Annotated in this window: 15 protein-coding genes; 4 read left to right on the top strand and 11 right to left on the bottom strand. The window is 54.3% G+C overall.

Features of this window, described 5'->3' with window-relative positions:
- Window positions 1–25: 25 nt before the first annotated feature.
- Together J0A66_RS04760 and J0A66_RS04765 are read right to left on the bottom strand one after the other, a co-directional pair.
- The gene (locus J0A66_RS04760; RefSeq protein WP_206572638.1) at window positions 26–487 is read right to left on the bottom strand and encodes an Mpo1 family 2-hydroxy fatty acid dioxygenase; all 462 of its coding nucleotides are present in this window, start codon (window positions 485–487) and stop codon (window positions 26–28) included.
- A 32-nt stretch (window positions 488–519) separates the two neighbouring features.
- A complete protein-coding gene (locus J0A66_RS04765) occupies window positions 520–1,200 on the bottom strand; it encodes a flagellar brake domain-containing protein (RefSeq protein WP_206572639.1) in 681 nt (226 codons plus the stop codon).
- A 175-nt stretch (window positions 1,201–1,375) separates the two neighbouring features.
- Here J0A66_RS04765 and J0A66_RS04770 point away from each other — a divergent pair, with 175 nt between their 5' ends.
- The 4 genes from J0A66_RS04770 (at window position 1,376) to curA (ending at window position 4,905) form a co-directional block, all read left to right on the top strand.
- Window positions 1,376–3,187, top strand: a complete 1,812-nt coding sequence (locus J0A66_RS04770; RefSeq protein ID WP_206572640.1) for a M61 family metallopeptidase — start codon at window positions 1,376–1,378, stop codon at window positions 3,185–3,187.
- 9 nt (window positions 3,188–3,196) lie between these two features.
- Window positions 3,197–3,418, top strand: a complete 222-nt coding sequence (locus J0A66_RS04775) for a hypothetical protein (RefSeq protein WP_206572641.1) — start codon at window positions 3,197–3,199, stop codon at window positions 3,416–3,418.
- A gap of 9 nt (window positions 3,419–3,427) precedes the next feature.
- Entirely contained in the window at window positions 3,428–3,622 is a 195-nt protein-coding gene (locus tag J0A66_RS04780) for a YwbE family protein (RefSeq protein WP_206572642.1), read from the top strand.
- 245 nt (window positions 3,623–3,867) lie between these two features.
- A complete protein-coding gene (gene curA / locus J0A66_RS04785; protein WP_206572643.1) occupies window positions 3,868–4,905 on the top strand; it encodes an NADPH-dependent curcumin/dihydrocurcumin reductase in 1,038 nt (345 codons plus the stop codon).
- Window positions 4,906–4,956: 51 nt separating this feature from the next.
- Here the strand turns inward: curA and prpF are convergent, their stop codons facing one another.
- The 9 genes from prpF to yejK all read right to left on the bottom strand — a co-directional run bounded on the left by prpF (window position 4,957) and on the right by yejK (window position 19,820).
- Window positions 4,957–6,132: a 2-methylaconitate cis-trans isomerase PrpF gene (gene prpF, locus J0A66_RS04790; protein WP_206572644.1), complete on the bottom strand. Its 1,176-nt coding sequence runs from the start codon at window positions 6,130–6,132 to the stop codon at window positions 4,957–4,959.
- A 139-nt stretch (window positions 6,133–6,271) separates the two neighbouring features.
- On the bottom strand, window positions 6,272–8,866 hold the full coding sequence (gene acnD, locus J0A66_RS04795) for a Fe/S-dependent 2-methylisocitrate dehydratase AcnD (protein WP_206572645.1): 2,595 nt from the start codon (window positions 8,864–8,866) through the stop codon (window positions 6,272–6,274).
- 163 nt (window positions 8,867–9,029) lie between these two features.
- Window positions 9,030–10,154, bottom strand: a complete 1,125-nt coding sequence (gene prpC, locus J0A66_RS04800) for a bifunctional 2-methylcitrate synthase/citrate synthase (protein ID WP_206572646.1) — start codon at window positions 10,152–10,154, stop codon at window positions 9,030–9,032.
- A gap of 51 nt (window positions 10,155–10,205) precedes the next feature.
- Window positions 10,206–11,084, bottom strand: coding sequence for a methylisocitrate lyase (gene prpB / locus J0A66_RS04805; RefSeq protein ID WP_206572647.1), 879 nt, complete (start codon window positions 11,082–11,084; stop codon window positions 10,206–10,208).
- A gap of 25 nt (window positions 11,085–11,109) precedes the next feature.
- Window positions 11,110–11,781, bottom strand: coding sequence for a GntR family transcriptional regulator (locus tag J0A66_RS04810; RefSeq protein WP_206572648.1), 672 nt, complete (start codon window positions 11,779–11,781; stop codon window positions 11,110–11,112).
- Between the two features lie 149 nt (window positions 11,782–11,930).
- Complete coding sequence (locus tag J0A66_RS04815) at window positions 11,931–16,448, bottom strand: PAS domain S-box protein (protein WP_206572649.1); 4,518 nt, start codon at window positions 16,446–16,448, stop codon at window positions 11,931–11,933.
- Between the two features lie 251 nt (window positions 16,449–16,699).
- A complete protein-coding gene (locus J0A66_RS04820; RefSeq protein WP_241264041.1) occupies window positions 16,700–17,488 on the bottom strand; it encodes a M23 family metallopeptidase in 789 nt (262 codons plus the stop codon).
- A gap of 346 nt (window positions 17,489–17,834) precedes the next feature.
- Window positions 17,835–18,716, bottom strand: a complete 882-nt coding sequence (locus tag J0A66_RS04825) for a 6-carboxytetrahydropterin synthase (protein WP_206572651.1) — start codon at window positions 18,714–18,716, stop codon at window positions 17,835–17,837.
- An 84-nt stretch (window positions 18,717–18,800) separates the two neighbouring features.
- Window positions 18,801–19,820: a nucleoid-associated protein YejK gene (gene yejK / locus J0A66_RS04830; protein ID WP_206572652.1), complete on the bottom strand. Its 1,020-nt coding sequence runs from the start codon at window positions 19,818–19,820 to the stop codon at window positions 18,801–18,803.
- Window positions 19,821–19,979: the final 159 nt, after the last annotated feature.

A 19,979-nucleotide genomic window follows, 5' to 3' on the forward strand; every position in this document is an offset into this window, starting at 1 on the left:
GGGCTATTTTGGTTACCGATTGATGCTAGTAGGAGATATTCATGCGCTTTAACCAGTGCACCCACCACCAGGCAGGTCCCACCAGCAAAAACTGAACATCCTTAAAAAAGGAGGGCTTCTTACCTTCAATATGATGGCCGATAAACTGCAAAATCCACATGACCACAAACAGCGCCAGACAAAACTGCCAGACGGAAATATCCAGATAAACCAGTAACCGGATGCCCAGGAATGTCAGAATAGACAACAGGGTCATAGCCGCGCCTATGGGGCCGGACAAACGGAAGTAGTAGTAGAGCACCGGTATCATCAGCACATGGGCCCAGGTGGCGCCGAAGTAAGCGATAAAATCGGGCACCGGAATTGACCAGATCAGGCCCACGGTCACAAAATAGATGGCCGGTACCGCAATGGCATGAATCAGGATATTGGTTCGGTTGGTATGGCTCTGGCCATATTCGTTCAGCAGCCTGTCAATCTGTCGCATGATCGCTCCTTTTAACCGGCAGCCTCGGCTGCTCAGAAGTCTATAATAATTTCTGCCAGAAGCTGGTTAACCAGCTCTTCATCACCTTCAAATTTAACGCCATAGTAATTGGTGGTCTCGTCGGCCTTGTGATTCATCACCTGTCCCTTTATCCGATAAGGCTCCTTACCTGTCCTGATGGTCAGAATCAGATGCTTGCCGGCCAATTTCACCCCCCCCTGTACAGACTTTTTCACCCCAAGCCTGCAACCGCTGGGCGAAATATCCAGCACCAGACCGTCAAACAGGGGCGTGCCTGTCTGGCCGTCGGCCAGCTCCACCGGCGTACGGGTAAAGGTGCGCTTTTCTGAACGCAGGCCCTGATTCTGGATGGCAGTGGGAAAGCTGATAAACAACAGATGAGTAGGCCGGGTGGCAACCAGCAGGATTTTACTCTTGAAAGCCACCACTTCGCCGGTCTCATCTTCAAGGATAAAACGCACGATAATGGTATTGTCCGCATAGATGGCGTCTTTAAGCGGCCCCCATTTAGACTCGTCAGGATGGCGTAAAATCATGCAACGTGTACTGTCCATGCCGACAAATTCAGTGCGAATACGTTTGGCGGCCGTAGGGGATTTTACCTGGATATCCAGCGTCATGCCCGGACGCATGGAGCGCAGCTTGCGAAGGTCTTCGTTGGATAGGCCGATTTTTTCTTTCAGGATTGCCATGTCACCGCCTGGGCGATATTCGGTTTCGAGTTTGTTATTATTATGTTTTCAAACGCTTAGAACAGCAATGTAACCTGATGTTGTGGTGAACACAACGTCCCTGGGCACAATAAGGTTTGAAAGTCATGTTCTCTCACAGGCGCCGGCAGGGGCCTGACACGTTTCAAGGGTTTCCATGCAATTAGATTACCGACTGGACCTGAGCCAGAAAAAACGCCATCTGTATGACATCAGCCTGCAGATCCCGGCACAAAATAAGGACAGCCTGCATATCTCCCTGCCGGCCTGGATCCCGGGTTCCTATATGATTCGTGACTTTGCCAAGCATATTGTCAGCCTCAGTGCCGAAAATGCCAAAGGGGAATCCTTACCCCTGGAAAAGCTAGACAAGCAAAGCTGGCGTCTGACCTGCCATGGCCAGGCCTGCAAACTGACTTACCAGGTCTATGCCTTCGATACCTCGGTACGGACCGCTTACCTGGATGATGAGCGGGCATTTTTCAACGGTACCAGTGTATTTCTGCGGGTGGCCGAACTGGAGCAGTTACCCCATGCCCTGACACTTAACCGGCCCGACGACAAACCAGACTGGCAGGTAGCCACAGGGTTGCGACGGGCTGAGAGTACCGGAAAATACCAATTCGGGGTTTATCTGGCGGGTAACTACGCGGAACTTATCGATTGTCCAGTGGAAATCGGCACCTTTGACAAGCTGGAGTTTGAGGTCTGTGGCATCCCCCACCATTTGATCCTGACAGGCAGCCAGTACGCCGACAAAGACAGGGTGGCAAAGGATCTAGCCAGACTTTGCGAGCACCATATCCGTCTGTTCGAACCCGAAACTGCAAAACCGCCCTTTACCGAATATTGGTTCTTAACCAATATCCTGCCTGATGGTTTTGGCGGTCTGGAGCATAAAAACTCCACCGCCCTGCTCTGCTCCCCCTTTGATTTTGCCAATATCAACCGGCCCGATGAGATGAGCGAGGGTTACCAGACATTTTTAAGCCTGGCTTCCCATGAATATTTCCATGCCTGGAATGTCTGTCGCATCAAGCCGAAGGAGTTTATCGCTCCGGATCTCGGCCATGAGGCCTATACCAGTCAATTGTGGGCTTTTGAAGGCATTACCTCCTACTACGACGATTTCAGTCTCTATCGCACCGGTATTATCGGCTTTGAGGATTATCTGGGTCTTTTAAGCAAGACCCTGACCCGGGTCCATAGAGGCAAAGGTCAGCAGAAGCTGTCGGTGGCCGATTCGAGTTTCTATAGCTGGACCAGGTTCTACCAGCAGGGTGAGGATGCCATCAACAATATAGTCAGTTACTACACCAAAGGCTCAATGCTGGCCCTGTGGCTGGATCTGACCATCCGAGCCAAAAGCGCCGGCAGGCACAGTCTGGATGATTTGATGCGCGCCCTGTGGCAGCGCTTCGGTAAAAAGGGCCTGGGCACCGGTGAGCAGGATTTTGTTCAGTTGCTTAATCGGCTGACTGGCGAGCGCCTTGATCATCAGTTTCAGCAACTGCTGCATCAGGCAGAAGCATTGGATCTGTCCGGGCTGCTGGCCAGGTTCGGCATAAAACAACAGCTTAAAAGACCCAAGCTCACCGATACCCTGGTCGCCGAAACCGCCTGCCACAATCCCTATCTGGGTATCCTTTACAAGGCCAATCCGCTGGGCCTTGAGGTGCAGGTGGTACTGGAGGACTCACCGGCCGAACAAGCCGGTATCAATGCCAGGGATGTCCTCATCGCCCTGGATACAGTCAAGCTGGATAGTGCGAAGCTGGAAAAACTGCTGTCCTGCCAGCCCAAGGATGAAAAGGTAAAGGTTCACCTGTTCAGAAACCAGCGCCTGCTGGAACTGGATCTTTTACCCACGGAGGCCCCCCTGAGTGTGGTGGAACTGGTAATAGAAGATGCTGATCAGGCCAAGACCTGGCAAACTATCCTGCCGCCGGCAGCAGAATCAGAACAATAAGAGACAAGCATGCAGGTACAGATTGCCTATCAATTTCCCGACGAGCAGCGTGCTTACCGGTTTTTAAATGAACTCAAACATTGGCCGGTGGCCGATGTGCGGGCCCGCTACCACCGGGGCAACAGGAGTGTGCGGGTGGATTATCAATACGCCGATACCGGCTTTGATCCCACCAGCTCGGAACTCGACAGTCTGGCTGCCAGCTATGGCGGCCAGGAAACCAGCCTGTAAGGAAAACTTATGAAGGGTAACCATCGCGCCAGTATCAAACCCGGTCAGAAAGTCGCCGTCGTGCAGAAACAGGATCAACGCAGCGGCGATCTCACTGAAGGCATAGTGGAAAAAATTCTCACCAATTCCCCCACCCATCCGCACGGCATCAAGGTCCGGCTGGCGTCCGGGGAAGTTGGGCGGGTGAAGGAGATTTTGGAATAGTCGGTTGCCTCTTGGCTGTTTTTATCACATTAACGAATCGAATATTGAACGCCTCCCGGCCGCTGAACGCACTTGTTATTAGATCCTTTAGCCATTACCTGTGGATGAGCTAAGAGGATTTCACGCCATAGTGACGACACTCCTTTTTTATTCGATTTCAATCTGATGGTTTATCCCAATCAGTCCAATGGCGTCGGCTGAGTCGTCTAAGCTTGTATACTCACTCACCATGACAAGGAGTCACTATGTCTGCATCAGACAACATCAACCGTCGTTTCCTGCTCGATTCTCGTCCCAAGGGTGAGCCCGTTGAAAAGAACTTCCGCCTGCAAGAAAGTCCTGTGCCTGAGATCAGTGACGGACAGGTGCTGCTGCATAATATCTATCTTTCGCTGGATCCCTATATGCGCGGTCGCATGAGCGACGAACCTTCCTATGCTCCGCCGGTGGAAATTGGCGAGGTAATGGTAGGTGGCACAGTGAGCAAAATAGCAGCCTCCAAACATCCTGATTACGAACAGGGGGACTGGGTGCTGGCCCAAGGAGGCTGGCAGGATTATGCCGTCAGCAATGGCAAGGACCTGAACAAACTGGGCCGGGAGCCTTCGCATCCTTCTTATTACCTGGGTGTACTGGGTATGCCCGGCTTTACCGGTTATACGGGATTACTCAGTATCGGCCAGCCCCAACAGGACGAAACACTGGTAGTGGCCGCCTGCACCGGCCCGGTGGGTTCCACCGTGGGTCAGATAGGAAAGATAAAGGGTTGCAAGGTGATCGGGGTGGCCGGTGGCGAGAAAAAGTGTCGTTATGCAATGGAAACACTGGGCTTTGACGACTGTATCGACCACCACACAGAGGATTTTGCGCAACAACTGGCCGATGCCTGTCCCGACGGGATCGATATCTACTATGAAAGTGTCGGCGGCAAGGTGTTCGACGCCGTACTGCCCCTGCTCAATGTGGGTGCACGTATTCCTTTGTGTGGGCTGGTTGCCCACTACAATGCCACCGGGCTTCCCCAAGGACCTGACCGGGTGCCCGAACTCATGGGGATCCTGCTGAAAAAGCGCATCCGCCTGCAGGGTTTTATTATTGCCGATCATTACGGCGGGGAATACCAGACCTTCCGTCAGGAAATGTCTCACTGGCTGGAACAGGGTAAAATCCACTACCAGGAAGACAGGGTGGACGGGCTGGAAAAAGCACCAAAGGCCTTTATCGGTCTGTTAAAAGGGGAAAACTTCGGCAAGCTGGTGATCAGAACCGCCAATGACTCCTGACCTTGATCAGCAAAAAGGCTGCCCAGGGGGCCTTTTTGCTGACAGGGGGTCTCAGAACGCATCCCCCGGCACGCGCACCTGCCCTTCCATCAGCACCCGTGCGCTACGGCTCATAATGGCCTTGGTCACCTGCCAGTCGCCGTCAAGTTGTATCGCTTCGGCGCCCACCTGTAAGGTGCCCGAAGGATGACCAAAACGTACCAGGTTGCGATTGCCGCCACCGGCCGCGAGGTTCACCAAGGTGCCGGGAATGGCCGCTGCGGTGCCGATGGCCACCGCCGCCGTCCCCATCATGGCATGATGCAGCTTGCCCATGGACAGGGCGCGCACCAGCAGGTCGACGTCTTTGGCCTTGACCTGACGTCCGCTGGAAGCGGTGTAGTCTTTGGCCTTGGCCACAAAGGCTATCTTTGGGGTGTGCTGGCGCGCTGCGGCCTCTTCAATGTCTTTGATCAGGCCCATCTTCACCGCCCCATGGGCACGCAGGGCCTCGAACCTGGCCAGGGCCTGGGTGTCGTTGTTGATGGCTTCTTGTAATTCGGTTCCCGTATAGCCGATATCTTCGGCGTTGACAAAAATGGTCGGAATACCGGCGTTTATCAGGGTTGCCTGTAAGGCACCCATACCCGGCACCTGCAGTTCATCCACCAGATTACCGGTGGGAAACAAGGCCCCTTCCCCATCGGCCGGATCCATAAACTCAATCTGCACCTCTGCAGCGGGAAAGGTCACCCCGTCCAGTTCAAAATCTCCGGTTTCCTGCACCTCCCCATGCGTCATAGGTACATGGGCGACGATAGTCTTGCTGATATTGGCCTGCCAGATACGCACCGTACACAAGCCATTCTCGGGAAGACGATGCTTGCCCACCAGGCCGTTGCTGATGGCGAAGGCCCCGACCGCAGCGGTGAGATTTCCGCAGTTACCACTCCAGTCGATAAAAGGCTTGTCGATGGACACCTGGCCGAACAGGTAATCCACATCATGATCGTCCTTATCGCTTTTGCTCAAGATAACCGTTTTGGAGGTGGATGAGGTTGCCCCACCCATGCCGTCCGTATGTTTGCCGTAAGGATCCGGGCTGCCAATCACCCTCAGCAGCAGGGCATCCCGGGCCGGTCCTGGCTGCTGAGCGATCTGCGGCAAATCCTCAAGCCGGAAAAACACGCCTTTGGACGTACCGCCTCGCATATAGGTGGCAGGGATACGCACTTGTGGCTTGAACATACTCAGTCTCCGTAATCACATATGTTGACCACAGGGACACAGAGAACACTGAGTGTTAAACAGGATTCTCTGCAGCCCTGGGGTTGACCCAACAAAAAATGGTCGGCTTAATCCGGCTCTAGTTCTAACTCCAGCCCGGTTATGCCTGCTCAGCCTCCAGGAAATCCTGGGCAAAGCGCTGCAGTACACCGCCGGCTGCATAGATGGACACCTCTTCCTTAGTATCCAGGCGGCATTTGACCGGCACCTCTACCTGCTCACTCTCCTTGCGATTGATCACCAGAGTCAGAGTCGCACCTGGCGCCGGTTCTCCCGACACATCGAAAGTCTCTGTGCCGTCTATATCCAGCGTCTTGCGGTTGGTACCTGGCATAAACTCCAACGGAAGTACGCCCATGCCAATCAGGTTGGTGCGGTGTATGCGTTCGAAGCCTTCTGCGACGATCGCTTCCACGCCGGCCAGACGCACCCCCTTGGCCGCCCAGTCGCGGGACGAGCCCTGACCGTAATCTGCACCGGCGATAATGCACAAAGGCTGCTTGCGCTGCATATACGCTTCGATGGCTTCCCACATGCGGGTAACTTTGCCTTCCGGCTCAATTCTGGCCAGCGAACCCTGCTTTACCTTGCCGTTTTCCATCACCATTTCGTTAAACAGCTTGGGATTGGCAAAGGTGGCACGCTGTGCGGTCAGATGATCGCCCCGGTGGGTGGCATAGGAGTTAAAGTCTTCCTCCGGCAGGCCCATTTTGGCCAGGTATTCACCGGCTGCGCTGTCAGCCATAATGGCATTGGAAGGGGACAGGTGATCTGTGGTGATATTATCCCCCAGCACCGCCAGCGGACGCATGCCCTTCAGGCTACGCTCGCCGGCCAGTGCCCCTTCCCAGTATGGCGGACGGCGGATATAAGTACTTTGCGGACGCCAGTCGTACAAAGGATTGACCTGCTGACCGAAATCAACCTGGATATCAAACATGGGCTCATAGACTTTACGGAAATGCTCAGGCTTTACCGACCGGGCGATGACCGCATCGATTTCTTCATCCGATGGCCAGATGTCCTTGAGGGTCACGGGCTTGCCATCATCGTCATGGCCGAGAATGTCTTTTTCGATATCGAAGCGCACCGTACCGGCAATGGCATAGGCGATGACCAATGGCGGGGATGCCAGGAAGGCCTGTTTGGCATAGGGATGAATACGCCCGTCAAAGTTACGGTTTCCGGACAGCACCGCCGTGGCATACAGATCCCGCTCGATGATTTCCTGCTGAATAGTGGGGTCCAGGGCGCCGCTCATGCCGTTACAGGTGGTACAGGCAAAGCCGACAATACCAAAACCCAGCTTTTCCAGCTCTGGCAGTAATTTGGCTTCTTCCAGATACAACTGTACCGCCTTGGAACCCGGGGCCAGGGAGGATTTCACCCACGGCTTACGCACCAGGCCTTTGGCATTGGCGTTTCGGGCCAGGAGCCCCGCAGCAATCACGTTTCGGGGATTGCTGGTATTGGTACAACTGGTGATGGCGGCGATAATTACCGCCCCGTCGGGCATTTTGCCATCCTGGGGCTGTTCAACCTGACCGGCAATGCCGCGGGCAACGAGCTCAGTGGTAGCTACCCTGGCATGGGGATTGGACGGTCCGGCCATATTGCGGACCACCGAAGACAGGTCAAACTTCAGCACCCGCTCATATTCGGCCCTCTCCAGGCAGTCGGCCCAAAGACCGGCTGCTTTGGCGTAGGTCTCCACCAGTTTGACCTGCTTGTCGTCTCGTCCGGTCAGCGTCAGGTAATCCAGGGTCTGCTGATCGATGTAGAACATGGCAGCGGTAGCACCGTATTCCGGGGTCATGTTGGAGATGGTGGCCCGATCACCCAGAGTGAGGGCGGCGGCACCCTCACCGTAGAATTCCAGATAGGCCCCCACCACTTTTTCGGCACGCAGAAATTCGGTAATGGCCAGCACAATGTCGGTGGCGGTAATACCAGGTTGGGGTTTGCCGGTCAGTTCCACGCCGACAATATCCGGCAGGCGCATCCAGGACGCACGGCCCAACATCACACTCTCGGCTTCCAGGCCGCCGACGCCCACGGCAATAACCCCAAGGGCATCCACATGAGGAGTATGGCTGTCGGTGCCCACCAATGTGTCAGGAAAGGCCACGCCGTCTTTGGCATGTACCACGGGAGACATCTTTTCCAGGTTAATCTGGTGCATGATGCCGTTGCCGGGCTGGATCACATCGACGTTTTTGAACGCCGTCTTAGTCCAGTTGATAAAGTGAAATCTGTCTTCGTTGCGCCTGTCCTCGATGGCACGGTTTTGCTCGAAGGCATTGGGTTCAAAGCCCGCATGCTCCACTGCAAGACTGTGATCGACAATCAACTGGGTCGGCACCACAGGATTAACCTTGGCCGGGTCGCCTCCTTTATCGGCGATGGCATCGCGCAGTCCGGCCAGATCCACTAAAGCCGTCTGACCGAGAATGTCATGGCAGACCACCCGGGCCGGAAACCAGGGAAAGTCCAGTTCGCGCCTGCGTTCGATAATCTGACTGAGATAGTCGCGCAGGTACTCAGGCTCGGCCCGTCGCACCAGGTTTTCCGCCAGTACCCTGGAGGTGTAGGGCAGCCCCTCGTAAGCGCCCGGCTTGATATCATTAACCGCCTGGCGGACATCAAAAAAGTCCAGGTCGGTGCCGGGCAGGACGATTCGGTATTGGGTATTCATTACTTCCCCTTATTTATCTGGTCTTTCTTATCGCTAAGACACGACGTCATTTTGTAAGCCGAGGCACAGAGTTCTAAATGCGATCCCCTTGACCCTGAACCCACACTGGCCTGATAAGGTAGTCGGGGCCTCTGCGTCTTGGCATGGGAAATTTGTCTCGTTTTTAGTCACGCTCTGCGATGGGCTGTACTTTGCGCGGCTCTTCCCCCACATACTCGGCCGATGGGCGGATAATGCGGTTGTCGGCGCGCTGCTCCATCACATGGGCGGCCCAGCCGGTCAGGCGTGACATGACAAAGATGGGCGTAAACAACTTGGTGGGAATGCCCATAAAGTGATAAGCCGAAGCATGAAAGAAATCAGCATTGCAGAACAGCTTCTTCTCACGCCACATGACTTCCTCACAGCGCACGGAAACCGGATACAGCACCTTATCGCCCACTTCTTTAGCCAGTTTTTCTGACCATTTCTTGATAATGTCATTCCGCGGATCCGACTCGGAGTAGATGGCATGGCCGAAGCCCATGATCTTCTCCTTGCGCTCCAGTTTACCCAGCATTTCCCTCTCAGCATGGTCAGGATTGTCAAACTGCTCAATTAACTCCATGGCTGCCTCGTTAGCCCCACCGTGCAAGGGGCCACGAAGGGAGCCGATAGCTCCTGTGATACAGGAGTGCATATCGGACAGGGTCGAGGCACAGACCCGTGCGGTAAAGGTGGAGGCATTGAACTCATGCTCGGCGTACAGGATCAGCGAAATATGCATAACCTGTTCAAACAGTTCCCTGGGCTTCTTGCCATGCAGCAGGTTAAGGAAATGGGCACCTATGCTGTCGTCATCGGTTTCCACATTGATACGCACGCCGTCGTGGCTGAAGCGATACCAATAACAAATGATACTGGGAAAGCAAGCCAGCATCCGATCGCTCACGTCGTCCTGCTCGGAGAAGTCTTTCTCGGTTTCCAGGTTACCCAGCATGGAACAACCGGTACGCATTACATCCATGGGGTGGGCATCGGCGGGAATACGCTCAAGCACATCTTTGAGGGCCTGAGGCAGGCCACGCAGGGACTTCAGTTTAGTCTTGTAGGCATCCAGTTCGCTCTGATTGGGCAGTTTGCCTTTTAGGACCAGATAGGCCACTTCCTCAAATTGACAATGGGTGGCCAGATCCTTGATGTCATAACCACGGTAGGTCAGACCGGAACCGGTTTTACCCACAGTCGAGAGAGCTGTCTTGCCCGCTACCTGGCCACGCAGACCTGCGCCACTGAGTACTTTAGCCATTTTATTCTCCTGAAATTTTTGTAGGGTATTGAGTTCTATATCGTTGTGGTTTTACTTGTTTTTGCCCTGGGCAAACAGCTGGTCCAGCTTCTGCTCGTAGTGGTGATAACCCAGGTAATCGTAAAGCTCCATGCGGGTCTGCATATTGTCCACTACCGCCCTCTGATCACCGTCGGCCAGAATATGCTGATAGACATTCTCCGCTGCCTTGTTCATGGCTCTGAAGGCTGACAGGGGATAAAGGACCATATCCACGCCCCACTCGCCCAACTCTTTCCTATTCCACAATTCTGTTTTGCCGAATTCGGTGATATTGGCCAGGATAGGCACATCCAGCGCCTCCGCAAAGGCCCGGTAATGCTCCTCGGTCTGAACCGCTTCGGCAAAAATACCGTCAGCGCCCGCGGCTACATAAGCTTTAGCCCTGGCGATGGCTTTTTCCAGTCCTTCCTGAGCGAAGGCATCAGTGCGGGCCATGATAAAAAAGTCCGCATCGGTACGGGCATCCACCGCCGCCTTGATCCTATCGACCATTTCCTCAGTGGAAACGATCTCCTTGTTGGGCCGGTGACCGCAGCGTTTCTGTGCCACCTGATCCTCCATATGGACGGCCGCAGCACCGGCTTTTTCCATATCCCGGATGGTCTTGGCAATGTTAAAGGCGCCGCCCCAGCCGGTATCGATATCCACCAGCAATGGCAGATCGCAGGCCGAGGTGATGCGCTGGACATCCACCAATACATCATTCAGGGACGTCATACCCAGATCCGGCAGGCCATAGGAGGCATTGGCCACACCACCGCCGGAGAGGTAGATGGCTTTATGACCAATTTTTTTGGCCATCATGGCGGTATAGGCATTGATGGTGCCGACTATTTGCAAGGGATGGTGGTCGGCCAGGGCCTGGCGAAATGTCTTACCTGCACTCATGTTGGTTCTCCCTTCTTGGTTCAAATTACTTACCACCGGCTTTATTCAGCTTGGCAGCGATATTATTTCTAGAATACAAAATATGGCGGCGCATCAGCATTTCAGCCAGTTCGGCATCACGATTGGCAATAGCGCGGACAATATGACGGTGCTCATCGAAGGCGGTAGTGACCCTGGGTCCGGCCATGCCCAGTTGCACCCGGTACATGCGCACCAGATGGTAAAGGCCGTTGATCAGCACCGAAATCAGGTGCTTATTTTTACTACCAAGCACGATGCGGTAGTGGAAATCCACATCACCCGCTTCCTGATAGTAGGACTCCCCACCTTTGACTTCCTGGAAATGACTGCTGAGCAAAGCGTTCAGGCCGGCAATTTCCTCTTCGGTCATATTCTGTGCGGCCAACCTCGCGGCCATGCCTTCCAGAGCCTCACGCACCTGGTAGAGCTCAACCAGACCTTCGGCCGTCAGGGAGACAACCCGCGCGCCGACGTTAGCCTTGCGCTCCACCAGATGACAGGATTCCAGCCGATTGATAGCTTCGCGGATTATCGCCCGGCTGACGGCATATTTTGTCGACAACTCGGTTTCGCTTAGCTTGGCGCCAGAAGCAATACTGCCTTCTACTATGTCCTGGCGAAGCTTGAAAAATGTCTTGTCTGAGGAGGTAACCGGCTGTTCGGTGAGAATGGTCATAACTGTAGACCGGCTCTGCCATACAAAAGTGTCGACAATATAGCCATAAAGAGTCCCTCCGTCAAACCAAATGGGTGAGATTGTCGACAATGCTTCTATCTAATGGAAAGGCTGGCCCCGCGCGGGACCAAGCTGACACCCCGCAGTATTCAGCCCTGAAGGTGAGAGTAGATGACCCGCATGGCCATGGACAAGGAACGCTTCACGTTAGGCCAGAAAATCGACAGGCTGTCCATATGTCCCTGCCGGCAGGCCACTTCCAGTCGACTGGTGAGATCGATAAGCGGTTCCGAATTGATTCGGTTAGCCAGGGTTACCAGTTTCTGGGCCTGGCGCAACACCTGACCGATATTCTCCGCCTTGATGGCCTCATCTGTCTTTTCGGTAGCTTCCTGCAGTTCTTCCATAAGGCTGTTAAGGGCCGTCATCAGGGATCCCGCCTGGGGATTTTTCTGCAGGTAGGGCAACAGATCAAACCAGACTTCCGGGTTATCCGGCATCGGCTGCCGGGCTATTTCCGGTACAGGTTTTACTGCCAGTTCGCCAGTGTCTTCCTTTTGCACCTGCTTGGCCTGCTCTAACTCTTCCCGGTGTGCAGCAACCAGAGCCTTCTCCTGCTCTGCCAATTTGTTCTGACTGGACTGGAGTTTTTTCTGAGCCTCCTCCAACGCATTTTCCTTGCTGTCCAGTTGCGCCTTGCTGTCCTTCAGTTCCTGTTCGAGTTGTCTGAGCTGATCGTTCAGGGCCGTCTGGCTGCTCCCCTGGTCCGACAGGCTCTGCTTGGTATTGGTATATTCATCCTGAACTGCATGCAACTGCTCGGTGAGTTGCTTCTGCTCGTCCTGCAGGGACTGAATATTCTTTTCACGGGACAGCAGGGCTTGCTGCTGTTTAACCAGTTGCTGTTGCAGGCTGGCCTCCTGTTCTTCCTGCTGTCTGAGTCGCTGCTGGAGAGCTTCGGCTTGTTGGCGGGCCTGTTCCAGCTCGGCCAGCAGCTTCTGTTCTCCCGACTGGGTCTGGCTGACCTGAGATTCGGCCTTTTGCAACTCCGCCATACTGCCGGCGAGTTTTTCCTGCATGCGGGCATTCTGGCTCTGTGCATCCTCCAGTGCTTTTTGCAGTTGGATCTTCTGCGCCTCGATTTCCTCATGATGCTGGCGCCACTGCTCATCGCTGCCCTGCATCATCTCTTTCTGTCTGGCGGCGCGACTTTCCACATCAGTCAGTTCGGTCTTAAGCTGTTCCAGTTTCTGCTGTTGCTCAAGGTGTTGCAGCTTTTCCGCTTCTGACAGGCGCTGGTTTTCATCCAGTTTCTGTTGGGCTTGTTGCAACTGCTTCTGCTTGGCGTCCAGTTCCTGCTTAAGTAATTGCTGTTGCTCCTGCCAGCTTTGATCGCGTTCAGCAATCTGCTGTTGCTGCTTGGCGGCGCGCTCTTCCATTTCGGCCAGTTCTTCCTGTAGCTTGGCAAAAATTGCCTGCTGACGGGCTTTTTCCGCTTTTTCTGCTTCGGTCTGTTGCTTGGCATCCTGAAGGACTTGCTGAGTCTCCATCAACTGTTGTTGTTTGGCCTCCAGTTCCTGTTGCAGTTTCTGTTGCTGCGCCTGCCAGTAGCGATCCGCTTGCGCCACTTTTTGCTGTTGTTCACTGGTGCGTCGCTCTACTTCTTCCATTTCCTGCTGAAGTTGCTGCAAACGCTGCTGTTGCTGGGCCTTCTCAGCCTTGTCCCGCTCAACCTGTTGTTTGGTTTCATTCAGCACCTGTTGGGTTTGTTGCAACTGCGCCTGCTTCTCTTCCAGTTCCCTGAGCAACTGTTGATGCTGCTGCTCCATATCGCCTTTTTCCTGGCTCGACATTTCCTCAAATTTTTGCATTTCATGCTGCAGATGCTCTACATGCCTGGCTTTGCTGGACAAGGCCAGCTGTGCCTCCCGACAGGCCTTCTCCAGTTCACGTCGCTGCTGTTCAGCCTGCTCACTGGCCTTGCGCTGGTTGATAAGTTGCTGACGCAGGCTCTCCCCTGTCTGCGACGAACTGGCCAGTTGGGATTGCAGGGTGTTGATCTGGCCACTGACGTTCTGAATCTGCTGATCCTTCTCGAGCATGGACTGTTTGAGGCCATCAATCTGGCTGACAAACTCCGCCATTTTCTGCTCCTGTTGCGCCTGCTCCTCCTTCAGGCGCTGACTGGTCTGTTCGCTCTGGGCCAGTTGCTGCTGGGAACGCTGGTACTGCTTCTCACTGTTTTGCAACGCATCGGCGATCTGGTTACGTTGCCGTTCCAATGCGTTGACTTTAACGCTGGATTGCTCCAGTTGAGCGGCCAGTTCGGCGTTACTGTTCTGGGCTCTGGACAGCAGATCCCGGCTGTCACTGTATTCCTTCTGCAGTTTATTGAGATGCTCGGTGACGTTGTGATGAGCCTGCTGAAGATCCGACATCTTGTTTTTCTGTTCGGACAGGTCCTCCTGGGCAGCCTCCAACTGGGTCTGAGCGTCAGCCAATGACTTAACCTTGCTGGCAAGCTGGTCCTGGCTGCTTTCAAGGAGTTGCTGTTTCTCTGCTGCTTCTTTTTCAGCCGCCCGGCGCTGGTTGATGGCTTCCTGGCGCGCCTCATCTGCGCGTTTGATGGCACGCATATCCATCCAGATACACAGGATCGACTCCAGCTCCTGGCCTTTGTACATGGGCACATAAGTGGCCTGGCAGGGTAACGGCTCCTCCCCCTTTTGATGCTGCCACACCAGGGACAAGGCCCGGCCGTCCATTTTCAGTTGCTCCAGTCTGATTTTCAGCTTGTCAGCCGCCTGGGCGTCGCTGTTCAATGCTTGTGAATAAGGGAAATAACCATAGAGTTCTTGGGCTTCCTCTATGGCGAAAAACTCGCAGGCCGCCGGGTTAAGGCGGGTAAAGCCCTTCTCACCCATGACTGCCATGGGCATGCTGGAGTGCTCCAGCAGGCTGTCGAATTTGTCTTCCTGGAACTGTTTTTCACTGGTGTCGTGGATCCAGCACAGGTAAGTCTGCTCAGTGCGGTCAAACAGGTCCATGTGCAGCTCACAGGGATGATACTCGCCGCCTATGCCGCGCAGCTGGGCCCTGAATGCGCGCAACTGTCCACTTTGATGCAGTTGTTTGGCCGCCTTGACCGAATTGTCAGGATCGCGGAACAACTGATAGAACGATCCCTCCTGCAGCGCCCGCAAATCCAGTCCCAGACGTTGTTGCAGGGCCTGGTTGGCCTGTACTATTTTATCCTCCCTGTCGATTAATGCCACTGCCATGGGGGCCAGGGTCAGCATCTGCTCGAATCTGGCCAACGCCTTGTCACGCTCCTGCTGCGCAAGCTTTAATACAGTGTTATCTTCGAGTATGCCCACCAGGCCAGTGCGTTTGCCCTGAGCATCCTTGACAGCTTGAATACGTACCTTAACCCAGGGCTGATGGTTGTCGGCCAGCTTGAGCTGTATTTCCTTGCCGGACGGGGCGGCCAGGCCGGACAAGCTGCCACCGCTTTGATGCAATGCTGACAACTCTTCGGGGAAGAACTCCATCTCTGTAAGCACCTTGCCCCGCAATTGCAACAGACTGACCTTGAACAGGCTCTCGAAAGCCCGGTTGGCTTCCTGCAGCTTTCCTTCTTCATCGAGCAGGTAAACAGGATCCGGGCAGCCACTTATCAGGCCTTTGACCACCTGGCGGGTAGTTTCTGTCTGCTGGCGCTGCTGGGCGAGATCTGTTGCATCATAAAAAGTCAGATCCAATCTGATGGGCTGCCCCTGATCATCCAGCTCTGAGGCCAGGGAGAACACCCGGCAGTGATGCAGTCCTTCACCCGACTGTATACGACATTTTGCCTCGAGCCCCTGCTTCACCCCGGCCTTTTCGATAACCTGACGCCATTTGTTCCAGTCTTCGCTGTGAACCCGTTTTTCAAATTCGGCCAGAGTATCTGGTAGTTCACTGACGGCAATCTCCAGCATCTCCGCCAGAGCCGGACTGCCTGTGACACTGTTGTCACCCAGGTTAATCGTGAGCCGCCCCAGATGACTGGCCTCTGCCAATGCTTGTTCGTGAAGCAGCTCCGCCTGCCGCTGATCCAGTTGCTGCTGATAATCCGTCACATCCTGCAGCGACAAAATAGTAGCAATCTGCTGTTTTGGTGTTTTTTGCGGGTACACACCCAGCAGCAGGGCACGCTGTCGTTTGGAACTGTAGAACTGGATCTTGCAGTCCAGTCCCTGCTTCAAAGCCTGCTCAAAACGGTGTTGTTCCGATTCTCCCAGCAGGGACGAAAAGGATTTACCGGTAAGGGCCTCGGCCTTCAATCCCAGCATAAAGGCCGCTACCCGGTTGACATACAGAACCTGGCCTTCGCCGTCCAGATGCACCATGCCCAGGTTGAAGCCATCCAGCAGCCACTGCCTATGCTCTGTCTGTTGCTGTATTTGTTGCTCGGCCTGTCTGGCCCGTTGGAGTCTGAGACGCAGGAAAAGCAAGCTCAGTACAAGGCCGGCCAGAGCCAGCCCAAAAGCGATGAACAGGATATTTAACGAAGAAGCCGACCACCCGGCAAGGGCAGTACCAAGCGCATAAGAAGAAGGGCTGGACAGCAGTAGCAGCAGCCCGGTGAGCATTTTTCCAAATTTACATTCCACAGGTCGAGTCATGCCCCTGCCATCCTTTTATCACCCATTATCAACTATTACATGCAATACCAGACAGGGCAGGTTAACGGCACCCGCCTGTTGCAGGAAGTGTCGCAGCACGTATATGGTCTTAAAAACAATACGTTAACAATGGATCAAGTCTAGTCGACTCTGCTAACTAAGATAGTTACATCAAAGGAGGAAGGGCATGCCCGGCTTTGATCGGGGCCTGAAAAGGTATGGCGGAATATGCCAGGAGACCCGGACCGATATCAGTCTGAACTTCGCTGAGGGACAAGGAGTTGCGGATCTATACGTTCAGAAAACCAGTTAATCCGCCAGTCAAGGTGCGGTCCGGTCACCCGGCCCGTATTGCCCATCTCGGCAATCTTCTCCCCCTGTCTGACTTCTTCCCCTTCCCGGACAAAACTTTTCGACAGATGGATAAAAGTGGAAGACACCCCGTGGCCATGGTCGATTATCAGGGTTCCTCCCGAGTAATACATATCGGGCTGATAAAGGGTGACGATGCCATCCGCCGGCGCCACCACAGGGGTGCCGACAGGTCCTGCCACATCCAGGCCGAAATGGGGTCGCTTAGGCACGCCGTTGAACACCCGTTGACTACCGTACACGCCGGAAACCGGTCCTTCAGCAGGCCAGATAAAGGACTGCAGGAAATCAAGCCTGTCGCTGTCGGTGGCCCTGGCAGCGGCAATCTGTTGGTTGTCGTTACGAATGCGGGTTAGCACCTCATCGGGAGGCGAAACATATTTTTGTTCCACCCCTTCTACGCGCTGCACAGAATACTCACGGCTGCTCAGTACGATAGGATGCTCCTGGGTATGCGGCCCCCTTTTTACGCTGAGCCTGTGTTCAAGCTTTGCATCACGGCCAAAACCGATAACAAAATGACCTTGCGGTGAGACCTTTACCGGCTGATCATCCATCATCACCTCACTGCCCGGTTCCACTTTCCCTCTGATCAAGGCGCCCTGGGTAAGGGGACCTTGTAATTCCAGAGCAGCGGCTTGGGTGCTTAGCAGCAAGAGCCCACACAGCCATCCAGTGCAGCGAAAGATTAGATTATGAGCACCAGCGGAGGCAGAAATTTTTCCAGACAATCCAGGTCTTTTCACGGGTTTAGTGGTGCTAAATCCAGAAAAGCCTGAGGCAGTCTGGGGAAATTCCAGCCCTGCCCTTGGGGAGCCGCCTGACATCCGCCCATCCTGCGATTCGGCTGCTTGACAAAAACATTGGGAATGTTTGTTGAACAGCCGCAGGCTGGCCCAAAGAGCGTAGAGCAGGAAGTCCGGAGTAAAGATTGACAATATTCCAGCACAGCCGCGCCTTGGCTGAGCGGATTTAAGGCAGGCTCTGGTGGTCATAATCTAATCATTCGGTGCTCTACGCATGGGCAATGGCTCCCTTGCCCACCCCTTCGAAAGCCAGCACCTTGAAACTGGCACCGGGTTGCATTTGCTTGTGCTGGTCGGCCATAAACTGGGCCAGACATTCGACGGTGGAATCCGTATCGATAATGTTACTTTCGGCTTTTGGGATCACCAGCTCAAACAGCCCCTGGGAGGATTCGTAGCTGAACAGATAATGTTCACTGAAGTCCTGCTGCCTGGCCTGCGCCGACAAATGCAGGTGCTGCTGGCCGACCAGATCTTCCCGGGTGCCTATATAGATATCCCGCCAACGCTCGGCCCAGTATTGCTCACAAGCGGGGTCGGCCTGCTCGTTTCTGTATACCTGTACCCTTGAACGGTGGCCGTGGGCGATACGCTGACAATTACCCTCGTGCTTTTTCAGGCCATGGGTATAGTGGTAATAAGGACCCTCAATGACTTCTTCGCGCAGCATCAGAGTCAGTCCCTGCACATTCTCCGGTAGTTCTGTGGCAATAATGTCTTTAAGGTACTGGCTGACGGAAACCATGCTGACTTCATCGGCATAGATAAAGGCGTAGGCCTCCGGCGGGCAATACAGATGGATGGAGCGCCCCTCCGGCCGCATAAAATCTACCGTCACCTGGTCGTTCTGCGAGTCGTGGTTTATCAGGCTGTAGGCATGTTCTGCCGGTACCAGCAGCTTATGATCCACATGCAGGTCGATAAGACGTTTAAGCTGCTTCTTAACCTTGGAAAAATCCAGCACCATACTCTCTTCATTGAGTCCGCCGTCGAGGATAACATCCACAATCCAGCTTTCCCCGACCATTCCACGACGGGGACAGAGGTAGGAAAAATCCATTACGGTCAAATCATTAACGAATAGTTGCATCAGGCTGGCACAAGTTGAAAGTCTGTCGGCATTATAAGGGGCGCGGGCGGCGGTTGTAAAAAAACCTCGCCCTGTTACGCCAAATCAATCGGATTTGTTGTCTTTGAGCAGTTGATCCCTGAGGTTGGGCGGAATACCGCGAATAACCAGGGTATCGCTGCCCGCGTCGTAACGAATGCGATCACCGTATAGGCTGCGGTCAAAACTCAGGGTAACGCCGCCCCCCTGGCCACTGAACTTGCTCAAGCCTTTGAGAGAAGCCCTGTCGGCCTGGAAAGCGTCTTCTAACGGGCTGTCAGTCTGTTCCGCTTTGACAAAGTCGTAGAAGGTGCGACTTTCCTCTGCCGGCAAGCGTCCGGACAGTTCCCTGACACTGATATCTTCGCCGCTGTCGAGCTTTTCCTTGTAATAATCGGCCACGGCCTGTCGGCTCTGCTGTTTTTCCTGGGGATCCAGTTGCTCCGCAGCCAGGTACTCATCCACCGACGCTACCAGTTGTTTGTTTTGCTGTTTGATATCCACCAGTTCATTGCAGCCGAGGAAACTGAGGAAAAAGTCTGACACCTTACGTCCGGCCCGCCCCTTGATAAAGCTGACATAGCGCTGCTTGTCGGCATTGACGCGCATTTCTGTGAGGTCCACCCTGGCCGCCAGTTGCATCCTGGCCAGGTCCAGGTGATCGGAATAGTTGAGCTCCAGGTCCTGATTAATCTCCACGTGCTCCTTCGTGTTGACGACGGCCATCAACAGGTAATCAGTCGCCAGAAACTGATAGCGGGAAAAGATCACAAAACCGGTCTCAAGGGTGGCAAAGTCCATCAGGGTCTTTTTCAGCAACTCGGCACTCTGCACGCTGAAAGCGTGGAAGTCGCCCCCTTCCTGTATCAGGGCACTGAGCAATCCGGCAAATTGAGGATGCTCGGCATCATCCAGGCCGCCCACCCCCTTGCCAAGCTTGGCGTTATAACTGTGATGCAGTTGCAGGGCTAGTTCCTCAATCTGCACACTGATATCGAAACAGCCCTTACGGGGTATCAATACCAGCTCCTGCTCCTGATTGATCCTGAGTTGATGGACGACAAAATTTTCTATTACGGCACTCATGGTAAGAACTTGCTCCTGGCTGGGTCTGCACAGCGGCTCAGCGGGGGTGACTCAGGTGGCTTGACCGATCTGGCGTCACTAAGTTGTTATTATTTAACCTGTTGTCATGGCGGTAGACGAGACGGATTGGTAAACTTGGCTCCAGAAACCATTGCAGAA

Source organism: Bowmanella dokdonensis (genome assembly GCF_017254865.1).
Lineage (GTDB): Bacteria > Pseudomonadota > Gammaproteobacteria > Enterobacterales > Alteromonadaceae > Bowmanella > Bowmanella dokdonensis.

Bases quoted from the DNA above. Each gene is read 5' to 3' on its own strand.
- curA (WP_206572643.1), top strand. From the start codon at position 3,868: ATGTCTGCATCAGACAACATCAACCGTCGTTTCCTGCTCGATTCTCGT.
- acnD (WP_206572645.1), bottom strand. From the start codon at position 8,866: ATGAATACCCAATACCGAATCGTCCTGCCCGGCACCGACCTGGACTTT.
- J0A66_RS04825 (WP_206572651.1), bottom strand. From the start codon at position 18,716: ATGCAACTATTCGTTAATGATTTGACCGTAATGGATTTTTCCTACCTC.
- prpC (WP_206572646.1), bottom strand. From the start codon at position 10,154: ATGGCTAAAGTACTCAGTGGCGCAGGTCTGCGTGGCCAGGTAGCGGGC.
- yejK (WP_206572652.1), bottom strand. From the start codon at position 19,820: ATGAGTGCCGTAATAGAAAATTTTGTCGTCCATCAACTCAGGATCAAT.
- J0A66_RS04780 (WP_206572642.1), top strand. From the start codon at position 3,428: ATGAAGGGTAACCATCGCGCCAGTATCAAACCCGGTCAGAAAGTCGCC.
- J0A66_RS04815 (WP_206572649.1), bottom strand. From the start codon at position 16,448: ATGACTCGACCTGTGGAATGTAAATTTGGAAAAATGCTCACCGGGCTG.
- J0A66_RS04810 (WP_206572648.1), bottom strand. From the start codon at position 11,781: ATGACCATTCTCACCGAACAGCCGGTTACCTCCTCAGACAAGACATTT.
- J0A66_RS04760 (WP_206572638.1), bottom strand. From the start codon at position 487: ATGCGACAGATTGACAGGCTGCTGAACGAATATGGCCAGAGCCATACC.
- prpF (WP_206572644.1), bottom strand. From the start codon at position 6,132: ATGTTCAAGCCACAAGTGCGTATCCCTGCCACCTATATGCGAGGCGGT.
- J0A66_RS04775 (WP_206572641.1), top strand. From the start codon at position 3,197: ATGCAGGTACAGATTGCCTATCAATTTCCCGACGAGCAGCGTGCTTAC.
- J0A66_RS04770 (WP_206572640.1), top strand. From the start codon at position 1,376: ATGCAATTAGATTACCGACTGGACCTGAGCCAGAAAAAACGCCATCTG.
- prpB (WP_206572647.1), bottom strand. From the start codon at position 11,084: ATGAGTGCAGGTAAGACATTTCGCCAGGCCCTGGCCGACCACCATCCC.
- J0A66_RS04765 (WP_206572639.1), bottom strand. From the start codon at position 1,200: ATGGCAATCCTGAAAGAAAAAATCGGCCTATCCAACGAAGACCTTCGC.